Origin of the sequence: Paenibacillus sp. FSL F4-0236, from assembly GCF_038000135.1 — a bacterium.
Classification (GTDB): Bacteria; Bacillota; Bacilli; order Paenibacillales; family Paenibacillaceae; genus Paenibacillus_AQ.
In genome coordinates this window covers 6,091,236-6,116,254 of sequence record NZ_JBBOBK010000001.1, presented here as the reverse complement: position 1 = coordinate 6,116,254, position 25,019 = coordinate 6,091,236, and the positions used below count along the sequence as shown (strand labels likewise).

The following is a 25,019-nucleotide window of genomic DNA, read 5'->3' as shown; positions in this document are numbered from 1 at the left end:
TCTAATATACTAAGAGAAGTGACATAATTAGGCGTGTGCTTATGAAGTAAGGGTTACTACGAGTAACTCTAAGTAGTAATACACCATAAAAGTATTGGGAGGGAATGCGAAGATGAAGTTGATCATTGCAATTATCCAGGATAAAGACAGTAACCGGTTGTCCAGCGAGCTAGTCAAAGCCAATTTCCGTGCTACTAAACTTGCAAGTACAGGTGGATTTCTACGAGCGGGGAATACGACATTTATGATCGGGGTAGAAGACAGTCAGATTGAATCTGTATTGACCGTAATCCGAAACAGCTGTAAAGTGCGTGAGCAGTTAGTCACTCCTGTAACACCGATGAGTGGAACAACGGATTCGTATTTGCCACTTCCTGTTGAGGTACAAGTGGGTGGAGCTACTGTATTCGTACTTCCTGTAGATCGTTTTGAACATTATTAAGTATAATATAGATTAGCAAGCCATTTATAAAAAGGGCGGTAGATAACCTTTGAAGATCAATCCGGGGTATAGGCCCTTGAAGAGTGAGATGCCAAATGCAGAAGGGGCTAACAAACCCGTTCAGCAAAAAACGTTCTCTGATGTTTTTCAGCAGCAAAGTGAGCAGAAAACCAAAGATGAACTGAATCGCCAGATCAAAGAAATACAGTCTCAAGGCGATCGTTTATCTAAGTCTATGACGATTCGTGAGCTTACCATCTACCGGATGATGATCAAAAGATTTCTGGAGGAAACGGCTCGAAGAGGCGTCATTCTGAAGGAAACACGCGGATGGGATCGACGTGGACGTGGCAAGCGTTACAAGCTGCTTGAGGAAATTGATTCGGCTTTGCTATCAATGGCAGATGATTTGCTGAATAGTGAGCAAGGCCGGATCGATCTGTTAGGACGCGTTGGAGAAATCCGTGGGTTGTTAATCAACCTTTCTTTTTAAAATATAAGAAAGTATATGCTTTACACTATACTTTAGCCTTATATTTCTCGATTAAACACTTACCGTCCTTATAAGGACGCTAAAGGCGTTTATGTTTGAAAGTTTTGGGAGGAAATTATGCCTTTTCATGATATAGTAGGCCAGGAGAACGCCAAGCGGCTACTCCAAAATGCCTTGCGCAAAGAAGCTGTGAGTCATGCTTATTTATTTACAGGGCCGGCAGGCAGTGGACAAATGAAAACGGCGCTGATGTTTGCCCAAGCTATATTTTGTACCCAGAGCAAGGACGATGCCTGTGGGGAATGCCTGGAGTGCCGTAAAGTAGAGCATGGAAACCACCCTGATTTGTCACTGCTGCAGCCAGATGGAGCAAGTATTAAAATAGATCAAATCCGTGAGCTGCAGCGCGTCTTTTCCTATCGGTCAGAGGGTGTGAATCCGAAAGTTTATATTATAGATGGAGCAGACAAAATGACGGTACAAGCTGCCAATAGTCTGCTGAAATTTCTGGAGGAACCACCAGCTCCGGCTGTTGGAATCTTAATTTCTGATAATAGCCGTTCCTTATTGCCAACAATTCAGTCGCGGACTCAACGGATTCCATTTAGTCCGTTAAACCCGGATATTATGCTCCAAGCTCTGGCAAGTGAGGGCGTTCCCATACCCTTAGCTCGATGTGCAGTATCACTTAGTTCAGGACTTGATGGTTGCAGGAAACTTTTGGAACAGAATTGGTTTGCAGAAATGAGAAATGTAATGTTACAATTAGCTAAGGAGTCCTTAGGCAAGGGCAGCTCCGCTGTAGCAACTGCTGGGCAGAAGCTGTTCAAGACCGGACTCGCTGAACATTTGGATATCTTCTTCAGCATGTTCCATCTGTGGTTTAAAGATATGCTTTACTTCCTGTATCGTAAGCATGAAAGTATCGTTTTCATAGATCAGTTAGACTTTATTTCCAGGCATGCCCGTGAGCGGAGTGCGGAACAATGGGTGGCTTATATGGGATTTGCTGCAGAGAGCACTAAGAAGCTGCGATCCAATGCCAATGCCCAGTTGTGTCTGGAGCAGTTTTTAATCCGACTGGAAAGTTAAAGGATTAGTTATGATATATCCTCCGGATGTCGCTTTACCTGGAAATATCGTTTTAACAGACGAGGAAGGACAAGCATGGATCATCAGGGAGCGGACATGCCCATAGGTTCCTTTTACCGGCAAACAAGGGGGTTAATTTTTGTACAGCGTAGTAGGTGTCCGTTTTAAAAAAGCGGGTAAAATATATTATTTCGATCCACTTGATTTTCCGATTGAACGGGATCAATATGTTATTGTGGAGACAGCACGTGGGGTTGAATACGGTAAAGTTGTCGTAGGCAAAAAAGAGGTGGAAGAATCCGACGTAGTTTTGCCCCTCAAAAAAGTGATGCGTATTGCCGGAGAAACCGACGCACGCGTAGTTGAAGAGAACAAAGGGGCCGCTAAAGAGGCTTTTACCACCTGTTTAAATAAAATACGCGACCATGGTCTCAAAATGAAGCTCGTCGATGTAGAGTTTACTTTTGACCGTAATAAGATTATATTTTACTTTACGGCCGAAGGACGGGTCGACTTCAGAGAATTGGTTAAAGATCTAGCAAGTATCTTCCGGACCCGCATTGAGCTACGGCAAATTGGGGTGCGTGATGAGGCTAAAATGCTAGGTGGACTTGGACCTTGTGGGCGAGTGCTTTGTTGTTCATCTTGGTTAGGGGATTTTGAACCCGTATCCATTAAAATGGCGAAGGATCAGAACCTGTCACTTAATCCGACGAAGATTTCAGGACTTTGTGGACGTCTGATGTGTTGTTTGAAATTTGAGCATGACAATTATGAGAGTGTAAAGGAAGAAATGCCAGCGGTCGGCAAGATTGTCGTGACCTCATTGGGTGATGGCAAAGTAGTAGGACTTAATGCCGGAAGCCGTACGGTTCATGTACAGTTGTTTGAAGTGGGCAAAGTTAAGGAACTTCCAATGGATGATGTTGTCGTCAAGTAAACCATTATAAGGTTACTTTCGGGGTGGAAACTTGGAGAAGAAAAATATATTTGCACACATGCAGGATATGGAAGCACAGATGGAAACGATGCGCGCCAATCTTGGAGAATGGAAACAGACGGTAAAAGAACTGATGGAAGCTAATCAGAGGTTAACTCTGGAGAATGAACAGCTTCGCAAAATTTTAAAGCGGGATGCACCTTTGGATCCTACCGTAGATTCTGCGGAGGCGGAAGCTCTTTTAGCTGCCGGAGAGGGAACAGAAGAGGTTGTCGGGGAAGGTTATGACAACTTGGCCCGGCTTTACCATGAAGGCTTTCACATCTGTAATGTTTATTTTGGACATTTACGCACGGAAGGTGATTGTCTGTTCTGTCTTTCTTTTCTTAATAAATGAGGATATCCAGCCGTAGGAGATTGATCCTACGGTTTTTTTTGAATTTAGCTCAACAAAACATTTAGGAGATTACTACATGACAAATTCTTTTAACGATATATCTGTTCCTTTGTTGCCGACGGAGCGGGTGGATGATTTATTAACGCATGACTTGCGAATTATTCAAAGTGACGAAGTATTTAGCTTTTCTATGGATGCTGTACTGCTTGCGCGTTTCGCCAGCGTTCCGCCTCGTGGGAGAGTCCTGGATCTTTGTACTGGAAATGGTGTAATTCCTATTTTGATGACGACCCGAACTAAAGCTTCTATAGAAGGGATTGAAATTCAGCCCCGTTTAGCGGATATGGCTCGGCGTAGCGTGGCTCTAAATGGGCTACAGGATCAGGTTGTGATCCATGAAGGCGATTTACGTGAGTTATATAAAGTTGCAGGGCATGGCGTATATGATGCAATAACAGTCAATCCTCCTTATATGCCGCTTAACGGCAGTGACCTCAAGCTGAACACTCATCAGGCTATGGCTCGTCATGAAATCGGGTGTACGCTGGAGGAGGTCATTCAAGCCTGTGTGAGACTGGTTCGCACCGGTGGAAAGGTAAGTATGGTTCACAAGCCACAACGATTGGTCGATATTATTAGTCTTATGAGAAAATATAGGCTCGAGCCTAAGATTATTCGCTTTGTACATCCACGTGCGCATCTGGAAGCTAATATGGTATTAATTGAAGCGATACGTGATGGTAAGCCGGAGGTTCGTTTACATCCACCACTCATTGTATATAATGAGGACAATCAATACTGTCCAGAAATTATGGACATCTACTATGGTGCTAAAGAGGGTAAATCATGACGATATCATGCCAAAGCAGTTTTCAGAACAATAACAATACACATAAGCAGGAATCAACCGGTTCACTTTTTTTGGTGGCAACACCCATCGGTAATTTAGAGGATATGACTTATCGTGCTGTCCGCACTTTGCAGGAATGCGATATTATTGCAGCTGAGGATACAAGACAAACTCGGAAATTGTTGAGCCATTTTGAAATTACACCCTCTATGTTGTTCAGTTATCATGAGCATAATAAGGCTGCCAGTGGACCTGAACTTATCCGCTATATAATAGAAGGAAAAAATTTGGCACTCGTCAGCGATGCCGGTTTACCAGCCATTTCCGACCCTGGTGCAGACCTTGTAGCCCTTGCCATAAGTCATGGTATACCAGTAATTCCTATACCCGGAGCTAACGCAGCTTTGTCAGCATTAATTGCCTCTGGTCTGCCTACGACTACTTTCACTTTTATCGGCTTCTTACCTCGAGAACGTAAAGATATCCGTGCGGTATTAAGTCCACTTCGTTCGGCGCAAGGGACTATACTGTTCTACGAATCTCCACATCGCGTGGTGAAGACACTGGCTCATCTCCATGAAGCATTTGGCAATCGGCGAATTGTGCTTGCTCGTGAACTGACGAAGAGATATGAGGAGTTTCTACGTGGGACGATCGAGGAATGTACGGATTGGCTCGCTGAACATCCACCGCTTGGTGAGTATGTTATCGTCGTTGAAGGCGAGAGCAAGGAAGATGCTGAAATGGCGGAATCGGCTTGGTGGCGCCAGTTAAATATTGAAGAACATGTTGCTCATTACGAAGCAGCAGATATGCCGCGTAAAGAAGCTATGAAAAAAGCAGCCTCTGATCGTGGTGTGTCAAAGCGGGATATTTATAACGCACTTCTGGATAAAACGGAGCAGCAGTAAGTGTTATTGACGGATTCTAATTCTAAGAGGCTAACAAGGTGCGGAGGGGTATTACGAAGCTGACGAGATTCTAGCCTGAAGGTGGTTCCCAAAAGGAAGCCCAAGATAGACCAGATCATGGTAAAAACACGATTTGCTTCATGCTCTCACCGCATTCCCCATCATTATTAGGTGTCATGAGGGGAGTTAATCCTTGTAGACACCTTTTGGGCAGGAAACACAGGTGATTGCAGAAAAAAAATACCTCCCGCGGTCACGGGAGGTCAAGGAGATATGAAAAGGTTAGAATTAACAATTTGATTAGTTCTATTATATACTATTTATTTTAGTTTGTCACAGGGGTAGGGATAGTAGAAATGCATTCATGACAAACTATTTTTCCTTTGAAGTAAGTTACGTTCTCAGCGTTGCCGCAGAAAATGCAGGCAGGCTCATATTTCTTAAGCATAATGCGCTCACCATCAACGTAAATTTCAAGTGCGTCTTTTTCACCAATGCCAAGAGTACGGCGCAATTCAATGGGAATAACTACCCGTCCAAGTTCGTCTACTTTTCTTACAATTCCTGTTGATTTCATCATAACAATCGTTACTCCTCTCAATGTTCCAAAAACGTCATTATTCGACATTGTTCACTGTTTTATGATATTTATAATACCAACGATTCCCAAAACAGTCAACCTTTTTTCATCTGTTGAATAAGTGCTTTTTCACGAAAACTTTGAATTCCCTATAACAATCACGAATTCTAAAAAAAGTGAAAAAATAAACTTTGTCGATTTACCAAGACTAAAAACGTCACTATTCGACAAAGTACGACATAATTACTTATTATATACTTATATTGGTTAAAATCATATTAAATTTAATAAAGGAGTTGATCTCATGAAGCAGCCGCTCACAGAAGAAAAGGTTTTCAAAGATCCGGTTCACAATTATATCCATGTGCAGGATACTATTATTTGGCGACTAATAAATACAAAGGAATTTCAGCGTTTACGCCGTATTCGCCAGCTGGGGACCTCGTATCTTACTTTTCATGGCGCAGAGCATAGTCGGTTTTCTCATTCCCTAGGGGTGTACGAAATTACACGTAGAATTATTTCGCAATTTGAACGAAGCGGGTATAAGGATTGGATTCCTGAAGAAAGTCTGCTTACCTTGTGTGCGGCCTTGCTGCATGATCTGGGACACGGTCCATTTTCCCATTCTATAGAAGAAGCTTTTGAAATGAATCATGAGGATTGGACTTGTCGAATTATTCTGGAGGACACAGAGATTACTGAGATCTTGCGTGATGTGGAGGAGGATTTTCCTCGTAAAGTAGCCTCTGTAATCGCTAAAACTTATGAGCATGAAATTGTTGTAAATCTGGTTTCCAGTCCGCTAGATGCTGATCGCATGGATTATTTGCTGCGTGATGCGTACTATACAGGTGTAAACTATGGGACGATCGACATTGATCGGATTTTAAGAATGCTGCGTCCTTATAATGGTCGAATTGTTGTAAAAGAATCGGGAATGCACGCCATTGAAGATTATTTAATGTCGCGCTATCAAATGTACTGGCAAGTCTATTTTCATCCGGTGACACGTAGCTCAGAGATTATTTTACGACAAATTTTCCGTAGAGCCAAGGAGCTTTTCCAAGAGGGGTACAATTTTAGTTTCATGATTAATCCGCTGGAGGATTTGTTCCGTGGTGAGGTGACAGTGAAGCAATATTTAATGCTAGATGAAGCACTGGTACAGACGGCTTTTATGCAGTGGACGCTTGAGAAAGATGAGCTACTAAGCGACTTGTGTACCCGTTTTATTCATCGTAAACTGTATAAATATGTTGAGGTGGAGAATCTCGATACAGATATGATTACTGAAATTCGTAGCAGTTTTGCGGCAGCGGGACTTCACCCAGAATATGATTTGGAGATTGATTTTCCGACAGATCTGCCCTATGATGTGTTCCGTCCGGGAGAAGCTTTTGACAATAAACAAATTCTGCTGCTTGATCGGCATGATCATCTGCGGGAAATTTCAGAGGTGTCGGATATTGTGCGTTCTATTAGCGGTATTCACCGTGGCAGATATCATCTTTATTTTCCTCAGGATAAGTTGAGAAATGCGCTTACGCGATTGCCTGGTTCTATTGCAGAGATTTTTGCAAAATAATACAAGAAAATATGGGATTTTTGACAAGAAGAGTAGAAATATAAGATATAACGGATAGTGTGAAACTTATATTGTCTTATATTTAAAAAAGAACAAGGAGTGAGGGTTAAAATGTTTCTGTTTGACACACATACGCATCTGGATGCACCTCAATTCGACGAGGATCGCGAAGAAGTTATCGCTCGTGCTGTAGAAGCAGGAGTTAGCAAGATGATTAATATCGGATTTAATCGGGAGACGATTCCCTCAACGATGAAGCTGGCGGAATCTTATGATTATATTTATGCGGCAGTGGGTTGGCATCCTCAGGATGCGATTGATATGAAAGAAGGAGATCTCGATTGGATCGCTTCTCTATGCAGTCATAAAAAAGTAGTGGCTATTGGTGAAATCGGACTGGATTATTACTGGGATACTTCTCCCAAGGATGTGCAACATGAAGTTTTTCGCAAGCAAATTGGACTAGCCCGTGAATTAAATATGCCGATTTGTATTCATGATCGTGATGCCCATGAGGATGTTGTACGGATTTTACGGGAGGAAAAAGCAAATGAGGTTGGAGGCGTGATGCACTCATTCTCAGGAAGCTGGGAAACAGCTAAAATGTGCTTGAATCTTGGTTTTCATTTATCCTTTGGAGGACCCATTACGTTCAAAAATGCAAGAGTGCCAAAAGAAGTGCTTGCGCAGACCCCACTAGACCGATTATTGATCGAAACCGATGCTCCATATTTGACTCCACACCCCTTCCGCGGGAAGCGAAATGAGAGCGCTCATGTGAAGCTTGTAGCAGAGGCAGCAGCTGAAATTAAAGGGTTAACATGGGAAGAATTGGCTAAAATAACGTATGCGAACGCACTGGAACGATTTGGGATTGAGTGAAAACGGGAGCAAAACAGGCGAAAAATAGAGAATGGCCGATATATTAAACTTTTTTAATATAAAAACGGCTGAATATTACAATATTTTAACCATATTTTTGCGTAAACGTGGTTGAATCGTCCTTTACAACATGCATCAAAACAGGATATCATCTTTTCAGTGATGTGAGCTGTGTTATAGTGACAGCCATTGATTCATGGATCGTCTCGCTGAGTCTCCGTATGGAGAACGGGGGAACCAATATTGACCTGCCGCATGCCTGTATTTTAAATACGGTTTAGACGTGCCGTAGGACAGTATTTGATTTCTTCACGTGGTCTTTGGGGTGAATTTAAGGGCAACCGCCATGAGCGGGTGACCTGAAATAGGGCGTCTCTCTTTCGTCCGAACCCGACAGCTAACCCCGTAAGCGCAAGTAAGAGAGGCAACCTCGTGCACAAGCATTCTCTATTCTGATATTGGAGAAGCCACGAAAGAGTCCTCAGTTGAACTCTTTTTAGGCTTTTTTATTTTTGAATAAATAGAATGTTGCCCACATACTGTTATATAACAGGGGTGGGAGTAGCTGTGCCGAGCAGGCGATCCATGAGCAGGAGACGCTAAGTTATTACGTGCGTGTCCTGTGACAATCTCAAATAGTTTCGTCAAAGGAATTCAGTCCTCATGATATACAATTGACGACGGGGCTATGTAAGGAGGATGGAGAGAATGGGCGTATTCCAACCAGAAGTATCCCATGATTCGCAGTCATCCAGCAGGTCTTTCGCATTACGGTGGGAGCAAGTAAATACTCGCGTACTTTTACTTGCAGGCGTGATTTCAGTCGCTATCGCGCTACTTATTCTGCTGTACGTACACGGTCAAAGTAACAAACAATTATTTTTAGTAATAGACGGGCAAACACAGACGCTTGAAACGCGAGAAGCGCTTCTTGGTGATGTGTTGGAGAAAGAGCAAATTTCGCTGCAGCCGCATGATGAACTATCTTTAGGACTGAGTGATGAAATAAAAGACGGTGACCGTGTCGTTATCAATCGTGCGCAGAAAATTAGTCTTACTGCGGATGGAGCAACAAAAACGTTATATACGACCGAAGACACAATTGGTAAAGCAATTGAGAAAATGGGCATTACCCTAGAAGGTCATGATAAGATTTTCCCTTCGTTAGACACCACCATTTCTGCAAACATGGAGGTTAAGATTGTTCGCATCAACAAACAGACTGTACAGCGATCAACTAACTTACCCTTCAGAGTCATCAAGACAGCAGACCCCTCCCTTACTGTGGGAACAGTTAGAGTGGCACAGGCAGGCAAACCAGGCGTCATGATTCAGCATATTGAAAAGATCTACCAAGACGGAGAACTGGCCTCTATGCGCATGATTGGTAAGGAAGTACAAACGGTAACGAAAGATAAGATTATTGCCGTTGGTACCAAAGCACTTCCTAAGCCGGCTGTAGCTAAGACTACAACAACTTCCAAATCAAACACCACTTCAAAAACGGCTAAGGTTAGCGCCAAGACTAATAACGTCACTAGCAAGGCTGGCGTAGACTTTGAGTACAAGAAGATGATTAAGAACGTCTCCATGACAGCTTATTCATCAGAAGAGCCAGGTATTGGTACCAAAACTGCCTCCGGAACACGCGTAACGGAAGGTCGTACAATTGCGGTAGACCCGAATGTAATCCCTATTGGCTGGTGGGTATATATCGAGGGGCTTGGATTCCGCCGAGCAGAAGATACTGGCGGTGCCATTAAAGGCAATAAAGTAGATGTCTATTACGATTCACTGAGCCATGTCCGTAATTTCGGTCGTAAATCACGTACCGTTTATGTGATTGGACCTGTGAAGCCGGAGTTAAACTAGGCTGAAGCTTTTGCAAATTATTCTTTGATAAGCTATAGTGATGATAACCGTTAAGGAACGCCAGATGATCATTTCGTTGATCGCAGAGCAACCGCTCATCACTTATACATTCTTTAACCAAAAGAAGAGGAGCGAAACCTCTTCTTTTTTGCTTTTTTTGGAAGGAGTCAAGAGATATGATTAAGGAATTAATTGTCGTTGAAGGTAAGAGTGATACCGTCGCTGTTAAACGCGCTGTAGAAGCAGATACAATCGAAACAGGGGGCTCGGCTGTAGACCGGACCGTAATTGCGAAGATCGCGCTTGCTATGGAGCGTAGAGGAGTGATTATCCTTACTGACCCGGATCACGCGGGTGAACGAATTCGTAAGATTGTGTCCGCAAAGGTGCCGGGCTGTAAGCATGCCTTCATTCCGGAGAAGGACGCAACCCGCAAGGGAGATATTGGTGTGGAGAACGCTTCTCCAGAGGCGATTCGTCATGCGCTGCGGAATGTACATACCTCTTTTGAAGGTGCACCTGCTTTAATTGGACTTGATGATCTAATGGCCGCTGGAATGCTTGTACATCCTCGGGCAGCTGAAAGACGTATGGCACTTGGTAATTTGCTTGGAATCGGATATTGTAATGGCAAGCAGCTGTACAAGCGGCTGGCGATGTTTGGAATTACGCGGGAGGAATTTGCCGGAGCTCTCGCCCAAATTGATCAGGGGGGCATTACTTCATGAGTAGTAGAGAGGAAATTTCGACTCCAAAACGGACGAAAGAAATTATTCAACGTTATGGATTCAAGTTCAAGAAGAGCTTAGGACAGAATTTTTTGATTGATCAAAATATATTGGACAAGATTGTTGACGCCGCTGGGCTAGATAGCGAATCAGGGGCATTGGAAATCGGTCCTGGGATTGGTGCCCTGACCGAGCGTTTGGCGCTAACCGCTGGTGCGGTGACCGCTGTGGAGATCGACCGTAGGCTGATTCCTATTTTAAGGGACGTACTTTCCCCTTATCCGCATGTTAAGGTTCGTAATGATGATGTTCTGAATGTAAATCTGCAGGAGCTGTTCAAAGAAGATTTTGCATCCGTGAACAAGGTAAGCGTAGTTGCCAATCTGCCGTATTATGTAACTACTCCGATTCTGATGAAGCTGCTCGAAGAGAAGCTACCGCTTGATAACATCGTTGTAATGATTCAGAAAGAGGTTGCGGAGCGTATGGCCGCTTCTCCGGGAGGAAAGGAATACGGGAGCCTTAGCATTGCCGTGCAGTACTACAGCGAGCCTGAGCTCGTCTGCATTGTGCCGCGTACGGTGTTCATTCCTCAACCTAATGTGGAGTCCGCTGTAATCCGTCTAAAGGTAAGAGAGCGTCCACCGGTAGAAGTTGAGAGTGAGAAGCACTTCTTTGAGGTCGTCCAAGCTTCTTTCACACAGCGTCGCAAGACGATTGCTAACAATCTCAAGGCTCGTTACTTCCCGGAAGAGGGACGTGAGCGTCTGGAGGCTTTACTCGCAGAAGCTGGTATTGAACCAACCCGTCGTGGAGAAACGTTAAGTCTAGAAGAATACGCCCGATTGAGCGGTGTTCTGTTGGCTGCTGGAATTGAATAAGCTAAAAACATAGCTAGTTATGAACCAACTGAGGCCTTTGCCCATACGATGGGGTAGAGGTGGTGGTTGTAATGAATTTAGGAGACTTGGTCGTTCGTAAATCTTATGGCGGAGATTTGACTTTTCGTGTAGATCATATTGTGCAGGACAGAGCCGTCATTAAAGGCACAGATTTCCGTCTGTTGGCGGATTCTCCTCTGAATGACTTGGTTCAAGTGCCTCCTACCCGAATTACGGAACGAGGACAGCAGGCACAGATTAAAGCGAATGAATCACTGACACAGCTGCGGAAAGACCGACAGGAGCAAAGTCAGCGGAGCGGGAGCGCTCTATCAGAAGGAGCATGGGCTCCATCGCCCAAGGAAGCTGCTTATTTTGAAGTACCGGGGAAAGTACTGCATCTGGATGGCGATCCAGCGTATTTGAATAAGAGCCTTAGCTTATACGAGCAATTGCGGATCCCTGCTGAAGGTCATCATGTTCATGAGTCCGCAATGGCTGACACTTTATACCGGCTGCTGCCCCGCGTGCGTCCAGATATTGTGGTGATTACCGGTCATGACGGGGTGCTGAAGCAACAGCATACTTACGATCTTCACAGTCTGAGCAGCTATAAAAATTCGCAAAACTTCGTAGCTGCTATTAGGGTAGCTAGGGATTATGAGCGAAATTTTGATGCGTTGACGATTGTTGCAGGTGCTTGTCAGTCACATTTTGAAGCACTGCTGGGGGCAGGGGCGAACTTCGCCAGTTCTCCTGGACGGATATTGATCCATGCCCTAGACCCAGTTTATGTAGCGGCAAAATCGTCGTTCACGCCCATTAGGGATACGGTGAATCTGAGTGAGGTTTTGAACAACACCATTAGTGGTAATCAGGGAATCGGCGGTATTGAGACCCGTGGCAGCTTCCGTATTGGGATGCCGCGTCTGCAGAACCTGTCAGCACTAAAAGTGACACCTTCCGCAATTTAATCGACAGGTACAGGTCTATTTTCAAAGCTAATAGGTAATTTGAAGTGGCCGAATAGAGTAACGCGAAGAAAGGGTGAGCGATGAGCTTAACCCTTTTTTTATATAAGAAAGTATAAGTTTCACGCTATACATTATCCTTATATTTCCCGCATAAACGCTAACCGTCCTTATAGGGACGCCAAAGGCGATTATGCTTGTGTGAAATGGTAGTTATCTTTAAAGATCGACAATGTTATTTTTCTTGCTTTGTGGTAAACCTATTACAGATAACAAGGCTATTAGTTCGCCTCTGATTCTCCGCAAAAAAATTCCGTTGACAACCAAATATTCATCATCTATAATTATTTATTTGCTTTGACAAACACCTGGGGAAGTTGTATAATGGACAAGAAAAGAGGTGGTCGTCAGGCAATGGCTAATAACGCGCTGTTGGAAATCAAACGCAGTCTCGAAGCTCACGTCGGTCATAAGATCACGTTGCGTGCAAACGGAGGTCGTCGTAAAACCGTAGAACGCACCGGTGTCCTGGAAGAAACGTACCCTTCTGTATTTATTGTCAAACTGGATCAGGAGCAGCAAACATTCAAGCGAGTCTCCTATAGCTATGCCGATATCCTTACTGAATCTGTGGAAATCACAGTATGTGAAGACGATGGGCAGATGCGGATTATGTATATTAAAGCTTAATGTTTCACGGGCAGCTTCCTTTGGAGGCTGTTTTTTATTTGTATCAGAAACGGTTGTCCTTCAAAAAGGACGACCGTTTCTTTTTTTTTGGCGGTTAATATTCAGTGAATGATCCTTGTTCTTAGCAAGCATACTAATTGAGCAATCGGTTTATCATTTTCTTTCATAAGGGAGGAATTCCGTAATGAGCCGCAGAAAACGAGGCATGATGTCGGAAGAACTAAAGACAGAGTTAGCCAAGGAGCTTGGTTTTTACGAAACTGTGGAACGTGAAGGATGGGGAGGAATACGGGCGAAGGATGCAGGTAATATGGTAAAAAGAGCGATTCAGCTCGCTGAAGAGGCTGCCCGGAAATCTTAATCTTTAGCGTGTGAACAATTATTTAACGAAAAAGGGTGCGTCTAACTGGCGACACCCTTTTATTATTGGACTTCATTAGAAGTTTTTCATATAATATGTTAAGTTGTTTTTACGGGAAAAGCTGAAGGTGGGTGAACGCCTTGAAAATGTATGAGAAGGCACCAGCTAAAATTAATTTGATGCTGGATGTGCTGCACAAGCGTGCTGACGGTTTTCATGAGGTGGAAATGATTATGACCATGGTAGATCTAGCAGACCGTTTAGAGCTGTCTGAGCTGCCAAGGGATACTATTATAATATCAAGTCAAGCGGGTTATATTCCTCTAGATGAGAAGAACCTGGCCTTTCAAGCGGCTAGGCTTATTAAAGAGCGTTATAACGTGAAGAGTGGTGTACATATCCATCTGGATAAAAGAATACCGGTCGCAGCTGGCCTGGCTGGCGGCAGCAGTGATGCAGCGGCTACCCTACGTGGTCTGAACCGACTGTGGCGCCTAGGTATACCTGCGCAGGAGCTGCAGGAGCTTGGCGCTGAGCTTGGCTCAGATGTGCCTTTCTGCGTTACAGGTGGCACTGCCTTGGCAACAGGTCGTGGCGAGAAGCTGACGCCGATTAAGAACCCTCCGCAATGCTGGGTAGTATTAGCTAAGCCACCTATCAATGTATCGACTGCGGAAGTATACGGACGTGTGCGGAGCAATAATATAGCTGTTCATCCTTCGGCTCGAAAGATGCAGGACGCGATCGAAGCTGGAGATTTTGGGGGCGTGTGTAATCATCTGGGCAATGTGCTTGAGGATGTTACCCTAAAGCTGCATCCAGAGGTCCAGCAGCTCAAAGAGGCGATGGTTAAGCTCGGAGCAGACGGAGTGTTAATGTCCGGCAGCGGTCCTACAGTGTTCGGTTTAGTGTCCAAGCAGTCTAAAGTAGCAAGAATTTATAATGGACTGCGAGGGTTCTGCAAGGAAGTCTATGCAGTGAGATCACTCAATTAGTATGCTTCTCTTGTGTAAACCCGTACAAAAGTGATATATTTTTCATAAAATATTCGGTTTTGGCGAGGAGCATTCCGTGAAGAAATTAAAAAGAAGCCAACGTTTGGTAGACATGACTCAGTTTTTACTTGAGCGGCCACATGACCTACTGCCGCTGTCTATATTTGCCGATCGGTATGGAGCGGCTAAGTCCTCCATCAGTGAAGATTTGGCGATCATAAAAGAAGTATTTGAAGGTGAGGGCATTGGAGAGCTTCAGACCTTAGCCGGTGCAGCAGGTGGAGTACGTTATATTCCTGTGATGCCTAAAGAAATGGCGCTCTCTTTTGTTAAACGTTTATGTGTGCAGCTGGAACAGACAGATCGGATATTGCCTGGTGGTTATTTGTATATGTCGGACCTGCTTGGACTGCCATCTTTGATGGAGCAAGCTGGGAAGATCATCGCAACGGCCTTTTATGGATCGGAAATCGATGTGGTGATGACAGTAGAAACTAAAGGGATTCCGCTAGCCTATGCAACGGCAGCACAGCTCGGCTTGCCAGTGGTGCTGGTACGACGTGATCATCAGGTTACAGAAGGTTCAGCAGTAAGCATTAATTATGTATCTGGATCACATAAGAGCATACATACCATGTCTCTTTCTAGACGAGCACTCAAGGAGAAATCACGGGTACTCATTGTAGATGACTTTATGAAGGCAGGCGGGACCGTTCGAGGGATGGTTGATTTACTCGGTGAGTTCAATGCCGAAGTTGCTGGAGTGGGTGTGTTGGTCGAATCAGGTGCAGTAGAGACGGAAGAGCGTCTGTTGCATGACTATGTTTCTTTAGTGAAACTAAGCGAGGTAGACTCGAAAGAGCGGCGGATTTCCGCGCATCCGGGTAACTACTTTTCCTCTTGATAGATTGACGTTTCTTTGTTTTCAAAAAGCGTGGAAATTGTCGAAAACGTAAGGGATATTAAGAAAATCACCCGATGCGTGTCGAAAACAACAGATCCTAAAAAATATATTTCTTTTTTAGGTATTTTATGGAATCAAAAAGAAGGAATTCGCTTTGCTGTGTGGAATTATACACCAAGTCTCTGATGGAAAAAGGTGGTGAACACACACATGCAAATTACGGATGTCAGACTCCGCCGCGTTAACTCTGAGGGGAGAATGAAAGCAATCGCATCCATTACAATCGATAACGAGTTTGTTGTTCATGACATTCGCGTCATCGATGGTAATAACGGGATGTTTGTTGCAATGCCCAGCAAGCGTACACCGGATGGCGAATTCCGCGATATCGCTCACCCGATCTCTTCGGGAACACGCGAGAAGATTCAATCCGCGGTTCTGGCCGAGTACGATCGCGCCGCTACTGAAGAAGAAGAAGAAGTTATTGAAGAGGGAGCTTAGGCTGCCTCGGAAGACGGCTACCTTTTGGGTGGCGTAGGATCCGCCGTTTTTGATAAGATCATACCGAATATACTTCATGACTTAAGCAGCTTGATCTTGCAAGAAAAGCTAGCGCTAGTGAAGGATTTGACGACATCTTCGAAAGGCAGCGATAAATGCTTTTCTAACATGGGGTTTATAGAAAAGAGAACCATGACTTCATGGTTCTCTTTTCTTTTTGCCCGGAATGAGATATATTCAGTAGTGAGTTCAAGAGTAGGAGGTTGGCATTCTTGAAAAGAATGGCTGTAGTTCTTGCCGCAGGTCAAGGCAAGCGAATGAAATCTAAATTATATAAGGTGCTGCACCCCGTTTGCGGTAAGCCAATGGTAGGGCACGTGCTTGATACAGTAGAAGCGACCGGATGCCAGCGCACCGTTGTTGTTGTTGGGCATGGCGCAGAGAAGGTTAAGGCCTATGTAGGGCAAAGTGCGGAATACGTGCTGCAGGAAACTCAGCTCGGTACTGGTCACGCTGTCAAACAAGCTAAGGATTTGCTCGGTGGTGAAGAAGGAACGACGATTGTTGCTTATGGTGACACTCCGCTTATTACATCGGAGACGCTGATAGGATTGATGGCTCTGCATGAGGAGCGTCAGGCGGCAGCGACTGTATTAACCGCAGTAATGGATGATCCATCTGGATTAGGACGGATTATACGTAGTGAAGATGGCGGCTTAATGAAGATCGTAGAACAGAAAGATTGTAATGCCGAACAGGCAGCTATTCATGAAATCAACACAGGAATTTATTGCTTTGATAACATCAAGTTATTTTCGGCTTTAGAGAAGGTTACTAACAGCAATAATCAACAGGAATATTATTTGACAGATGTTATCAGTATTCTGCGTGAGCAAGGTGATCTTGTTCTAGCATTCCAGACTGAGGATGCTAACGAGTCTATTGGTGTTAATGACCGTTTAGCTTTATCTGATGCGGAAGGTATTATGCGTCAACGTATCAACCGCAAACATATGCTGGGTGGCGTAACCATAATCGATCCTGCCTCCACATATATCGGAGCAGATGTAGTCATTGGGTCGGATACAACGATCTATCCAGGAACCATCTTGAAGGGTAAAACTGTAATCGGTGAGAACTGTGTGATCGGACCGGCAAGTGAAATCGAAGATTGTCAGATCATGGACGACGCGACGATTAAGCAGTCCGTATTGAATCAAGCACAAGTTGGCGCACGGACTACCGTTGGGCCTTTTGCCTATTTGCGTCCAGGTTCTATACTTGGAGAAGAAGTGAAGGTTGGAGATTTCGTCGAGATCAAGAATGCTACGATTGGTGACGGTTCTAAGGTGTCGCATCTTAGCTATATTGGCGACGCATCTGTGGGTAAGAATGTAAACGTCGGTTGCGGTGCGATTACTGTTAACTACGACGGGTATAATAAATTTACGACAACAATTGAAGACGATGCCTTTATCGGCAGTAACGTTAACCTTATTGCACCGGTTTCTGTGGGCAAGGGGGCTTTTGTTGTAGCTGGTTCGACAATTACGCGTTCCGTTTCAGAGAACGATCTGGCTGTTGCCAGAGTACGGCAGGAGAATAAACCGGGATATGCAGAGAAGATCCGTTCCCGTGCAAAAGCGAAGAAAGACCACTCGAGTCCATCGTAAAGCGTTGCTAAGAAGCGCCGGACGGACTTATATTTCCGCGCCGGCGCCTTTGGAAAGCTAAATTCCGTCACGGAGGGTTTAAATTTTATGACTTATTGTGATTCCAAATTAAAGATTTTCACCTGTAACTCCAACCCAAAGCTTGCTAGTCAAATCGCTGATTACATCGGAATTCCGATGGGTGAATCGCATACTACAAGTTTTAGCGATGGAGAAATTCAGGTCAAGCTGTCAGAGAGCGTTCGGGGTTGTCATGTGTATATTGTTCAATCCACCTGCGGCCCGGTTAATGACAACCTAATGGAGCTTTTAGTTATGGTGGATGCACTCAAACGCGCCTCCGCAAAAAGCATCAATGTGGTTATCCCTTACTATGGTTACGCTCGTCAAGATCGGAAAGCTCGTTCCCGTGACCCTATTACGGCCAAGCTGGTAGCAAATTTGATTGAAAAAGCCGGCGCCCACCGTGTAATTACGATGGACCTCCATGCTATGCAGATTCAGGGATTCTTTGATATTCCAGTGGATCACTTGCTGGGAGTTCCTATCCTGGCTCAGTATTTCCGTTCCAAACAAATCGAGAACCCAGTTGTCGTATCGCCAGATCACGGCGGTGTAGTACGTGCAAGAAAGCTTGCTGATTTCCTGAACGCTCCGCTTGCAATTATAGACAAGCGTCGTCCAGAGCCGAATGTCAGCGAAGTCATGAACATTATCGGTAATATTGAAGGTAAAACAGCCATTCTGATCGATGATATTATCGATACTGCTGGAACCATTGTACTTGGTGCTAATGCTTTGATGGAAGGCGGCGTGAAGGAAGTATACGCTTGCTGTACACACCCAGTATTGTCTGGTCCTGCACATGAACGTCTGGAGAATTCTCCAATTAAAGAGATTATCGTGACAGATACGATTCCAATTCGCAGCGCGAACCCAACTTCTAAACTCAAAGTGTTGTCCGTGGCTCCACTTATGGGTGAGGCAATTATCCGCGTTCATGAAGAGTTGTCGATTAGTAAATTGTTTGAAATTGAATAAATATAATCAATAAATAGCAAGCAAAAACGCCTTCGGCGTCCCCAAAGGACGGTAAGCGTTTATGCGAGAAATATAAGGATAATGTATAGCGTGAAACTTATACATTCTTATATTGTACAAAAGGGTTACACCTCCACTCTCGGAGATGTAACCCTTATCGGCGTGATGCAGGTAGAAGCGCTGGCTTCAATACCCGGCGCGGGAGACGAAGGTGAATATGCTGCGGTTATAGAGTGTCCCTTGCAGCTCCACGAATCCTTCGTCCACTGCTGTCAATACACCAATGTCAATGTGCACGTCGCCTCTGTATATTTCCACAGGCACAGCATATTGGATATGGTACTGAAAATCGCGCTGATGTGTTAAGATTCCACTTTGATGTAGCATAGGTTATCACCTGTCTTCGGAGTATAATTTCGCTCTGGTTGCACAGAGATATGTAGATAAGATCTATTGTACCAAAAACGGACTTCTCTTGCCGGAGAGCCCGATGGAAAGGAAAGGTTCGATAATGAAATGGATTGTCGGATTGGGAAATCCGGGAACACAATATGCGAAAACAAGGCATAATGTTGGTTTTATGGCATTGGATGAGCTTGCGGCTCAGAACGGGATTTCCTTCAACCAAAGCAAATGTAAATCCGTGATCGGTGAAGGGGTTATCGGGGGAGTCAAAACCGTATTGATTAAACCGATGACCTTTATGAATTTGTCCGGTGAGGCCGTTCGCGCTTATATGGATTATTACAAAGTTAAACTAGAAGATATGATCGTCGTCTACGATGATCTGGATACCGAAATCGGAAAAATTCGCTTGCGTTATCAAGGTAGTGCTGGTGGGCATAACGGAATTAAATCGATCATTCAGCATGTAGGTACACAAAGCTTTAATCGGGTACGCATGGGTATTTCTCGCCCTGAACCGGGTTTTGCAATAGTGGATTATGTTCTCTCTTCTTTTCCTAAAAAGGAAGGCGATCCTCTGAAGCAGATGATCCTTAATACTTGTGATGCACTGGAGTTCAGCTTACAGAATTCATTCGAACAGACGATGGCTAAATTCAATGGTTGATCTGTAAACTCTGTTGGTTATGAGGCTAAAGATGATGCTCCCCGGACATACTGAAGGTATATAGTACCTTCAGGAGGCATATAGATGGCAATAAACTATGTATGTAGGCACTGCAAGACATCTCTAGGCAGCATTAATAGAAGTGATGTAACAGAAATGCAGTTGGGCCTTCATTCCTTGACCCCTGCGGAGCGCAGAGATATAATAGCGTATAATTCAGAAGGTGAGATCACGGTAAAGGTGACTTGCGACTATTGCAAGGAGGCTTTAGAGCATAATCCGGAGCTTAGCCTGCTGACGAGTCCGCTTCAGTAGGTGATAGCGCCTGTCTCTATCGTCATCCGCAAGCCTTGGCGTTACAGCTGAGGCTTCTTTTCGATTCCAATCATAATAGGTGACGGTGGCTTTGGCTTCCGTTAGCCTGTTTAGTAAGAGAGGTGCGCCTGTTGTTACAAGGTATTATAGAAGCTTTTTCCAAGGATCCCGATTTCCAGTCTATCACCCAGGGTGTAGCTGCAGGTATGAAAGAGCAGCTCATATCGGGGCTTACAGGTTCAGCTAGACAGATCATGCTTGCAGCACTGCATGAAGAGACAGCTCGTCCCTTGCTTGTGGTGACTCATAATATGTTTTCGGCTCAGAAAATGGCCGATGATTTACAGGAAGCGCTTTCCCCGGAACGAGTTCTGCTCTATCCTGCTAATGAACTTGTGGCTGCGGAAGCGGCTGTCTCAAGTCCAGAGACATTAGCCCAGCGTATTGATGTACTGACCAAATGTGCTCAGGGCTTCCGTGGTATTGTTGTAGTTCCCTACTCGGGAGTGCGCAGACTGCTCCCTGCACCAGAGGTTATGGCAGAGGCACAGGTTACGGTTTCTCAGGATGGAACGCTTGCTCTGGATGAATTCTTGATGTCCATGATCGAAATGGGTTATGAAAGAGTAGAGCGGGTTGAGAATCGCGGTGAACTGAGCGTAAGAGGAGGAATTATTGATTTTTATCCAATGACTTCTCCTTTGGCATATCGTGTTGAGTTATTTGATGATGAGGTTGATTCGATCAGAACTTTTGATCCAGTCGATCAGCGTTCTATTGATAAAGTACGAAGTGTGAAGATCACACCGGCTAAAGAGATTATAGCGAGCAGGTTTCGCCAGGAATCTGCTTCTGCTGAAGCATCGGTTATGCTGGAACGACAGCTTGAGAAAATGGCGGATCGGCAGGCTAAGTTGCGTCTAAAAGAAGAAATTGGACGCGAGCTAGAAATGCTGCGCGAAGGAACCTATTTTCCTGAAATCTATAAATATATCAGTCTTTTATACCCTGAACGCTCTCATTTATTTGATTACATGGCCCAGGATACGATCCTTATTCTCGATGAGCCGACAAGACTGCTTGAAACGGCGAAACAGCTCGAAAGAGATGAATCGGAATGGAACCTCCATCTGATGCAAAACGGCAAAACATTGCCGGATCTGGATCTCTCTGTTGAGACAGATGTTGTGATGTACAAACGTCCGTTCCAAAGCCTGTTTATGTCGATCTTTTTACGCCAGGTCCCACACATTCAACCACAGAACATTCTTGGGTTTATTAGTCGTGGGATGCAGGATTTCCATGGTCAGATGAATGTGCTTAAATCGGAAATGGAGCGTTGGCAGAAGTCTGGTGTAAAGGTAATGATGCTTGCGAGCAGTGAAGAACGGATTGAACGTGTGCGCAGAGTCCTTTACGACTACGGCATTGATGAGCCAACGATCGTACAAGGAAACCTGGGTTCAGGCTTTGAGCTGCCTTCTATTCATTTAGCCGTTATCACTGAAGGAGAGATGTTCTCTCAGAAGCAGCGGAAGGCACGAAAGATCTCCAAAGGGATAGATAATGCTGAACGGATCAAGAGTTATACTGAGCTGAAAATTGGTGATTATGTCGTTCACCAGAACCATGGTATCGGTAAGTATATGGGGATCGGCACGCTGGAGGTCAGCGGTATTCATCGCGACTATATGCATATTTTATATGCGGGTGGCGATAAGCTCTCGGTTCCGATTGAGCAAATTGACTTGATTCAGAAATATGTCGGTTCAGAAGATAAAGAGCCGAAAGTATATAAATTAGGCGGTAATGAATGGACGCGGGTGACCAATAAGGTCCGCTCTTCCGTTCAGGATATTGCTGATGATCTAATCAAACTGTACGCTGAACGCCAAAGTGCAGCAGGGTATGGTTTTGAGAAGGACACACAGGAACAGCGTGAATTTGAAGAAATGTTCCCTTACGAGGAGACTCGGGATCAGCTTCGAGCGATTGAAGAGATTAAGAAGGATATGGAACAGAATCGTCCAATGGATCGGCTCCTTTGTGGAGACGTTGGATATGGTAAAACGGAGGTAGCTATACGAGCAGCCTTTAAATCAGCGATTGAAGGTAAACAGGTGGCTGTACTGGTACCGACAACGATTCTAGCTCAGCAGCATTATGAGACCTTCCGGGAACGCTTCGCAAATTATCCGCTAAATATTCAGGTCCTAAGTCGTTTCCGCAGCCGTAAGGAGCAGAATGAGACGATTAAAGGCGTTCGGGCAGGAACGGTTGACGTGGTTATTGGTACTCACCGTTTATTGTCTCAGGACCTTGTATTTAAGGACTTAGGTTTATTGATCGTGGATGAGGAACAGCGATTTGGCGTGACTCATAAAGAGAAGCTGAAGAAGTTAAAAACGAATGTAGATGTTCTTACCCTGACAGCAACTCCAATTCCTCGTACATTGCATATGTCGATGCTGGGAGTGCGTGATTTGTCTGTTATTGAGACGCCGCCTGAGAACCGTTTCCCCGTGCAGACTTATGTTGTTGAGCATAGTCAGACGCTTACGAGGGAAGCTGTAGAGCGTGAATTGGCTCGTGGCGGTCAAGTCTACTATCTCTATAATCGTGTGCAGGGCATTCAAGAAATGGCCGCTCAAATTTCTATGCTTGTTCCTGAGGCTAGGGTAGGCATCGGACATGGCCAAATGTCGGAAGCGGAGCTGGAGAAGACGATCCTTGATTTTCTTGATGGAGAATACGATGTGCTGGTCAGCACAAGTATTATTGAGACGGGTGTAGATATCCCTAACGTAAATACACTTATTGTGCATGATGCCGATAAGATGGGCTTGTCTCAACTCTATCAATTACGTGGACGTGTAGGCCGGTCCAACCGGATTGCGTACGCCTATTTTACCTATCAGCGGGACAAGGTTCTGACTGAAGTGGCAGAGAAGCGTCTACAATCTATTAAGGAATTTACGGAACTGGGTTCTGGTTTCAAAATAGCGATGCGGGATTTATCTATTCGTGGTGCCGGTAACTTACTTGGTGCAGAACAGCATGGTTTTATTGCATCCGTAGGATTTGATCTATACTCACAAATGCTGGCGGAGGAGATCCGCAAGCGTAAGGTTACTGTGCTTGGAGAGGAAGATACCTCGCTCAAAGAGGGCAACACCGTCATTGATTTGTCGATTGACGCATATCTGCCATCCGAGTATATTTACGACAGTATCCAGAAAATTGAAATCTACAAAAAAGTTGCGGCAGTAACATCCTTCGATGATGCTTCTGAGCTTGAGGATGAACTCTTGGATCGGTTCGGAGAACTGCCTGAAGCAGTTGTTAATCTATTAACTGTGGCTCGTCTAAAAGTGTATGGAAAAATGTATGGTATTGATTCCATGATCAGACGTGGTGATGATGTTACCCTGAATTTCTATGAGGGAAGTCTTGGCGCTCTGGATACGGCCAAACTCGCCAAAGTTGGAAATAGCTTCGAAAGACGTGTACAATTCGATAGAGATGCTAAAGCCAGTATCCGAGTAAAGTCGAAAGACTTAAGTGATAAACAGCTGCTTGACTTGCTTGAACAGTTTCTTAAGGAAGCTAAACAGTCTTTTAAATCGAAGGGAGAACTACACAATGTCGTTAAATAAAAAAAAATCATGGAAAGTACTGCTCGTTTCATTGGTAGCAGCGGTTTCCTTTTCTATGCTAGCAGCATGCGGTAGTAGTGCTGATGATAGCAAGGCAGTTGCGACTTATAAAGGTGGAACAATCACAGAGAAGGAATTTGCTATGGATCAAAAAATCATGAAATTCCTCTCCCCACAGCAAGCGCAATATTTAGAGATTGAGGCGTTTAAGGAATCTATTTTGAAGCAGGAAGTGGGCTTTGAATATTTGGCTTCCAAAGCAACGGATGAAGCGAAGAAGCAGGCGAAGAAAGAGGCTGATAGCCAAATCGCTGACTTGAAGAAAGCTCTGGGCGACACTTATAAGAAAACACTTAAAGACGCAGACGTTACAGAGGGCGATATCCATAGTTATATGGAGCGTGTGCTGACGGTTTATCAGGATATGCTGCTTAAAGTGACAGATGATCAGGTTGTCAAAGAATTTGAAGCTACAAAAGGTGACTTTACGGTAGCGACTTTGCGCCATGTGCTAATCGGTCTGACAGATGCTAACAACAAAGAGCGCACTAGCGAAGAAGCACTGAAAATCGCGAAGGAAGTTAAGGCAAAGCTGGACGGCGGAGCTGATTTTGCAGCAATCGCTAAGGAATACACTGACGATACAAGCTCTAAGGAAACAGGCGGAGAATATAAAGATAAAGCTGTAGGAACGTATGTAGACGAGTTTAAGAAGGCTGCTCAAACCTTGCCTTTGAATACCATTAGTGATCCTGTAGAGACTTCTTATGGTTACCACATTATCAAAGTGGAGTCCCGTACCGACAAAACCTTTGATCAGTTAACGGATGAACAAAAAGAAGGCATTAAGAGCTCCATTGTGTCCAAGAACCTAGAAGCGTTCATGGAGAAAGATCTGGAAGGTATTATTGAGAGCATCAATCTGCCGAAGAGCTCTGCTGCCGCAGATGAATCCGGAACAAAAAATAGCGGAACAGAAGCCACTACAGCGCCAAGCGCATCCCCAAGTGCTACAAAAGCTGCTGAATAAACATCGGTAAAAATGGACAAGCTTACCTTAGAAAAGCCATCCTCACTTAATGTGAAGATGGCTTTTTATTTCGAAGAAACATCTTCAGAACGGCCTTTATCTTGATGCAGATATTAATACATGTCAGCTTATGTATAAGGATCTGGGAAGAGAT

General features: G+C 44.5%; 26 protein-coding genes and 1 riboswitch. Of the genes, 24 read left to right on the top strand and 2 right to left on the bottom strand.

The features are described from left to right. Positions 1–112: 112 nt before the first annotated feature. The 7 genes from NSQ29_RS27290 to rsmI all read left to right on the top strand — a co-directional run bounded on the left by NSQ29_RS27290 (position 113) and on the right by rsmI (position 5,125). On the top strand, positions 113–442 hold the full coding sequence (locus NSQ29_RS27290) for a cyclic-di-AMP receptor (RefSeq protein WP_042183817.1): 330 nt from the start codon (positions 113–115) through the stop codon (positions 440–442). A 49-nt stretch (positions 443–491) separates the two neighbouring features. Next, positions 492–935 carry a YaaR family protein gene (locus NSQ29_RS27285; protein WP_042183820.1) on the top strand — a complete coding sequence of 148 codons (444 nt, stop codon included), beginning with the start codon at positions 492–494 and terminating at the stop codon, positions 933–935. Between the two features lie 117 nt (positions 936–1,052). Continuing rightward, the gene (gene holB / locus NSQ29_RS27280) at positions 1,053–2,027 is read left to right on the top strand and encodes a DNA polymerase III subunit delta' (protein WP_042123085.1); all 975 of its coding nucleotides are present in this window, start codon (positions 1,053–1,055) and stop codon (positions 2,025–2,027) included. Between the two features lie 139 nt (positions 2,028–2,166). Continuing rightward, positions 2,167–2,967: a PSP1 domain-containing protein gene (locus NSQ29_RS27275; protein ID WP_042123087.1), complete on the top strand. Its 801-nt coding sequence runs from the start codon at positions 2,167–2,169 to the stop codon at positions 2,965–2,967. Between the two features lie 31 nt (positions 2,968–2,998). Continuing rightward, positions 2,999–3,364 carry a DNA replication initiation control protein YabA gene (gene yabA / locus NSQ29_RS27270; protein WP_042123089.1) on the top strand — a complete coding sequence of 122 codons (366 nt, stop codon included), beginning with the start codon at positions 2,999–3,001 and terminating at the stop codon, positions 3,362–3,364. Between the two features lie 76 nt (positions 3,365–3,440). Next, positions 3,441–4,214 carry a tRNA1(Val) (adenine(37)-N6)-methyltransferase gene (locus NSQ29_RS27265; protein ID WP_042183822.1) on the top strand — a complete coding sequence of 258 codons (774 nt, stop codon included), beginning with the start codon at positions 3,441–3,443 and terminating at the stop codon, positions 4,212–4,214. Then, a complete protein-coding gene (gene rsmI / locus NSQ29_RS27260) occupies positions 4,211–5,125 on the top strand; it encodes a 16S rRNA (cytidine(1402)-2'-O)-methyltransferase (protein WP_042183824.1) in 915 nt (304 codons plus the stop codon). The genes NSQ29_RS27265 and rsmI overlap by 4 nt, the downstream gene beginning before the upstream one ends. Before the next feature lie 325 nt (positions 5,126–5,450). Here the strand turns inward: rsmI and NSQ29_RS27255 are convergent, their stop codons facing one another. Continuing rightward, entirely contained in the window at positions 5,451–5,705 is a 255-nt protein-coding gene (locus NSQ29_RS27255) for an AbrB/MazE/SpoVT family DNA-binding domain-containing protein (protein ID WP_042123095.1), read from the bottom strand. A gap of 304 nt (positions 5,706–6,009) precedes the next feature. Here NSQ29_RS27255 and NSQ29_RS27250 point away from each other — a divergent pair, with 304 nt between their 5' ends. The 13 genes from NSQ29_RS27250 (at position 6,010) to NSQ29_RS27190 (ending at position 18,792) form a co-directional block, all read left to right on the top strand. After that, positions 6,010–7,293, top strand: coding sequence for an HD domain-containing protein (locus tag NSQ29_RS27250; protein WP_341126511.1), 1,284 nt, complete (start codon positions 6,010–6,012; stop codon positions 7,291–7,293). A gap of 111 nt (positions 7,294–7,404) precedes the next feature. Then, entirely contained in the window at positions 7,405–8,175 is a 771-nt protein-coding gene (locus NSQ29_RS27245; RefSeq protein ID WP_042183828.1) for a TatD family hydrolase, read from the top strand. Between the two features lie 197 nt (positions 8,176–8,372). Continuing rightward, positions 8,373–8,602: riboswitch (cyclic di-AMP (ydaO/yuaA leader) on the top strand. A 281-nt stretch (positions 8,603–8,883) separates the two neighbouring features. After that, positions 8,884–10,047, top strand: coding sequence for a 3D domain-containing protein (locus NSQ29_RS27240; protein ID WP_076286881.1), 1,164 nt, complete (start codon positions 8,884–8,886; stop codon positions 10,045–10,047). A gap of 176 nt (positions 10,048–10,223) precedes the next feature. After that, complete coding sequence (rnmV, locus tag NSQ29_RS27235) at positions 10,224–10,775, top strand: ribonuclease M5 (RefSeq protein ID WP_042183831.1); 552 nt, start codon at positions 10,224–10,226, stop codon at positions 10,773–10,775. Beyond that, on the top strand, positions 10,772–11,656 hold the full coding sequence (rsmA, locus tag NSQ29_RS27230) for a 16S rRNA (adenine(1518)-N(6)/adenine(1519)-N(6))-dimethyltransferase RsmA (protein ID WP_341126510.1): 885 nt from the start codon (positions 10,772–10,774) through the stop codon (positions 11,654–11,656). Before rnmV ends, rsmA begins: the two co-directional genes overlap by 4 nt. A 71-nt stretch (positions 11,657–11,727) precedes the next feature. Beyond that, on the top strand, positions 11,728–12,630 hold the full coding sequence (gene yabG, locus NSQ29_RS27225) for a sporulation peptidase YabG (RefSeq protein ID WP_042183835.1): 903 nt from the start codon (positions 11,728–11,730) through the stop codon (positions 12,628–12,630). Positions 12,631–13,041: 411 nt separating this feature from the next. After that, entirely contained in the window at positions 13,042–13,317 is a 276-nt protein-coding gene (veg, locus tag NSQ29_RS27220) for a biofilm formation stimulator Veg (RefSeq protein ID WP_019914493.1), read from the top strand. Between the two features lie 184 nt (positions 13,318–13,501). Beyond that, positions 13,502–13,678, top strand: a complete 177-nt coding sequence (locus NSQ29_RS27215; protein ID WP_042183837.1) for a small, acid-soluble spore protein, alpha/beta type — start codon at positions 13,502–13,504, stop codon at positions 13,676–13,678. 140 nt (positions 13,679–13,818) lie between these two features. Continuing rightward, positions 13,819–14,673, top strand: a complete 855-nt coding sequence (gene ispE, locus NSQ29_RS27210; RefSeq protein WP_042183839.1) for a 4-(cytidine 5'-diphospho)-2-C-methyl-D-erythritol kinase — start codon at positions 13,819–13,821, stop codon at positions 14,671–14,673. 76 nt (positions 14,674–14,749) lie between these two features. Further along, positions 14,750–15,577 (top strand): pur operon repressor, encoded by an 828-nt coding sequence (purR, locus tag NSQ29_RS27205; protein WP_042183840.1) that lies wholly within the window; start codon positions 14,750–14,752, stop codon positions 15,575–15,577. Between the two features lie 210 nt (positions 15,578–15,787). Further along, a complete protein-coding gene (gene spoVG, locus NSQ29_RS27200; RefSeq protein ID WP_042123119.1) occupies positions 15,788–16,078 on the top strand; it encodes a septation regulator SpoVG in 291 nt (96 codons plus the stop codon). A 272-nt stretch (positions 16,079–16,350) separates the two neighbouring features. Continuing rightward, positions 16,351–17,751, top strand: coding sequence for a bifunctional UDP-N-acetylglucosamine diphosphorylase/glucosamine-1-phosphate N-acetyltransferase GlmU (gene glmU / locus NSQ29_RS27195; protein ID WP_042183845.1), 1,401 nt, complete (start codon positions 16,351–16,353; stop codon positions 17,749–17,751). 87 nt (positions 17,752–17,838) lie between these two features. Beyond that, positions 17,839–18,792 (top strand): ribose-phosphate diphosphokinase, encoded by a 954-nt coding sequence (locus tag NSQ29_RS27190; RefSeq protein WP_036678796.1) that lies wholly within the window; start codon positions 17,839–17,841, stop codon positions 18,790–18,792. A 186-nt stretch (positions 18,793–18,978) separates the two neighbouring features. Here the strand turns inward: NSQ29_RS27190 and NSQ29_RS27185 are convergent, their stop codons facing one another. Next, the gene (locus NSQ29_RS27185) at positions 18,979–19,179 is read right to left on the bottom strand and encodes a hypothetical protein (protein ID WP_042183847.1); all 201 of its coding nucleotides are present in this window, start codon (positions 19,177–19,179) and stop codon (positions 18,979–18,981) included. Positions 19,180–19,303: 124 nt separating this feature from the next. Between NSQ29_RS27185 and pth the strand changes: the two genes are divergently transcribed. From pth to NSQ29_RS27165, 4 genes are all read left to right on the top strand, one after another. Then, complete coding sequence (pth, locus tag NSQ29_RS27180; protein WP_042183849.1) at positions 19,304–19,864, top strand: aminoacyl-tRNA hydrolase; 561 nt, start codon at positions 19,304–19,306, stop codon at positions 19,862–19,864. An 84-nt stretch (positions 19,865–19,948) separates the two neighbouring features. Further along, positions 19,949–20,179, top strand: coding sequence for an anti-sigma-F factor Fin family protein (locus NSQ29_RS27175; RefSeq protein WP_042123127.1), 231 nt, complete (start codon positions 19,949–19,951; stop codon positions 20,177–20,179). 131 nt (positions 20,180–20,310) lie between these two features. Next, complete coding sequence (gene mfd, locus NSQ29_RS27170; RefSeq protein ID WP_042123128.1) at positions 20,311–23,835, top strand: transcription-repair coupling factor; 3,525 nt, start codon at positions 20,311–20,313, stop codon at positions 23,833–23,835. Next, entirely contained in the window at positions 23,822–24,865 is a 1,044-nt protein-coding gene (locus NSQ29_RS27165) for a peptidylprolyl isomerase (RefSeq protein WP_042183851.1), read from the top strand. The genes mfd and NSQ29_RS27165 overlap by 14 nt, the downstream gene beginning before the upstream one ends. The last annotated feature ends 154 nt before the right edge of the window (positions 24,866–25,019 follow it).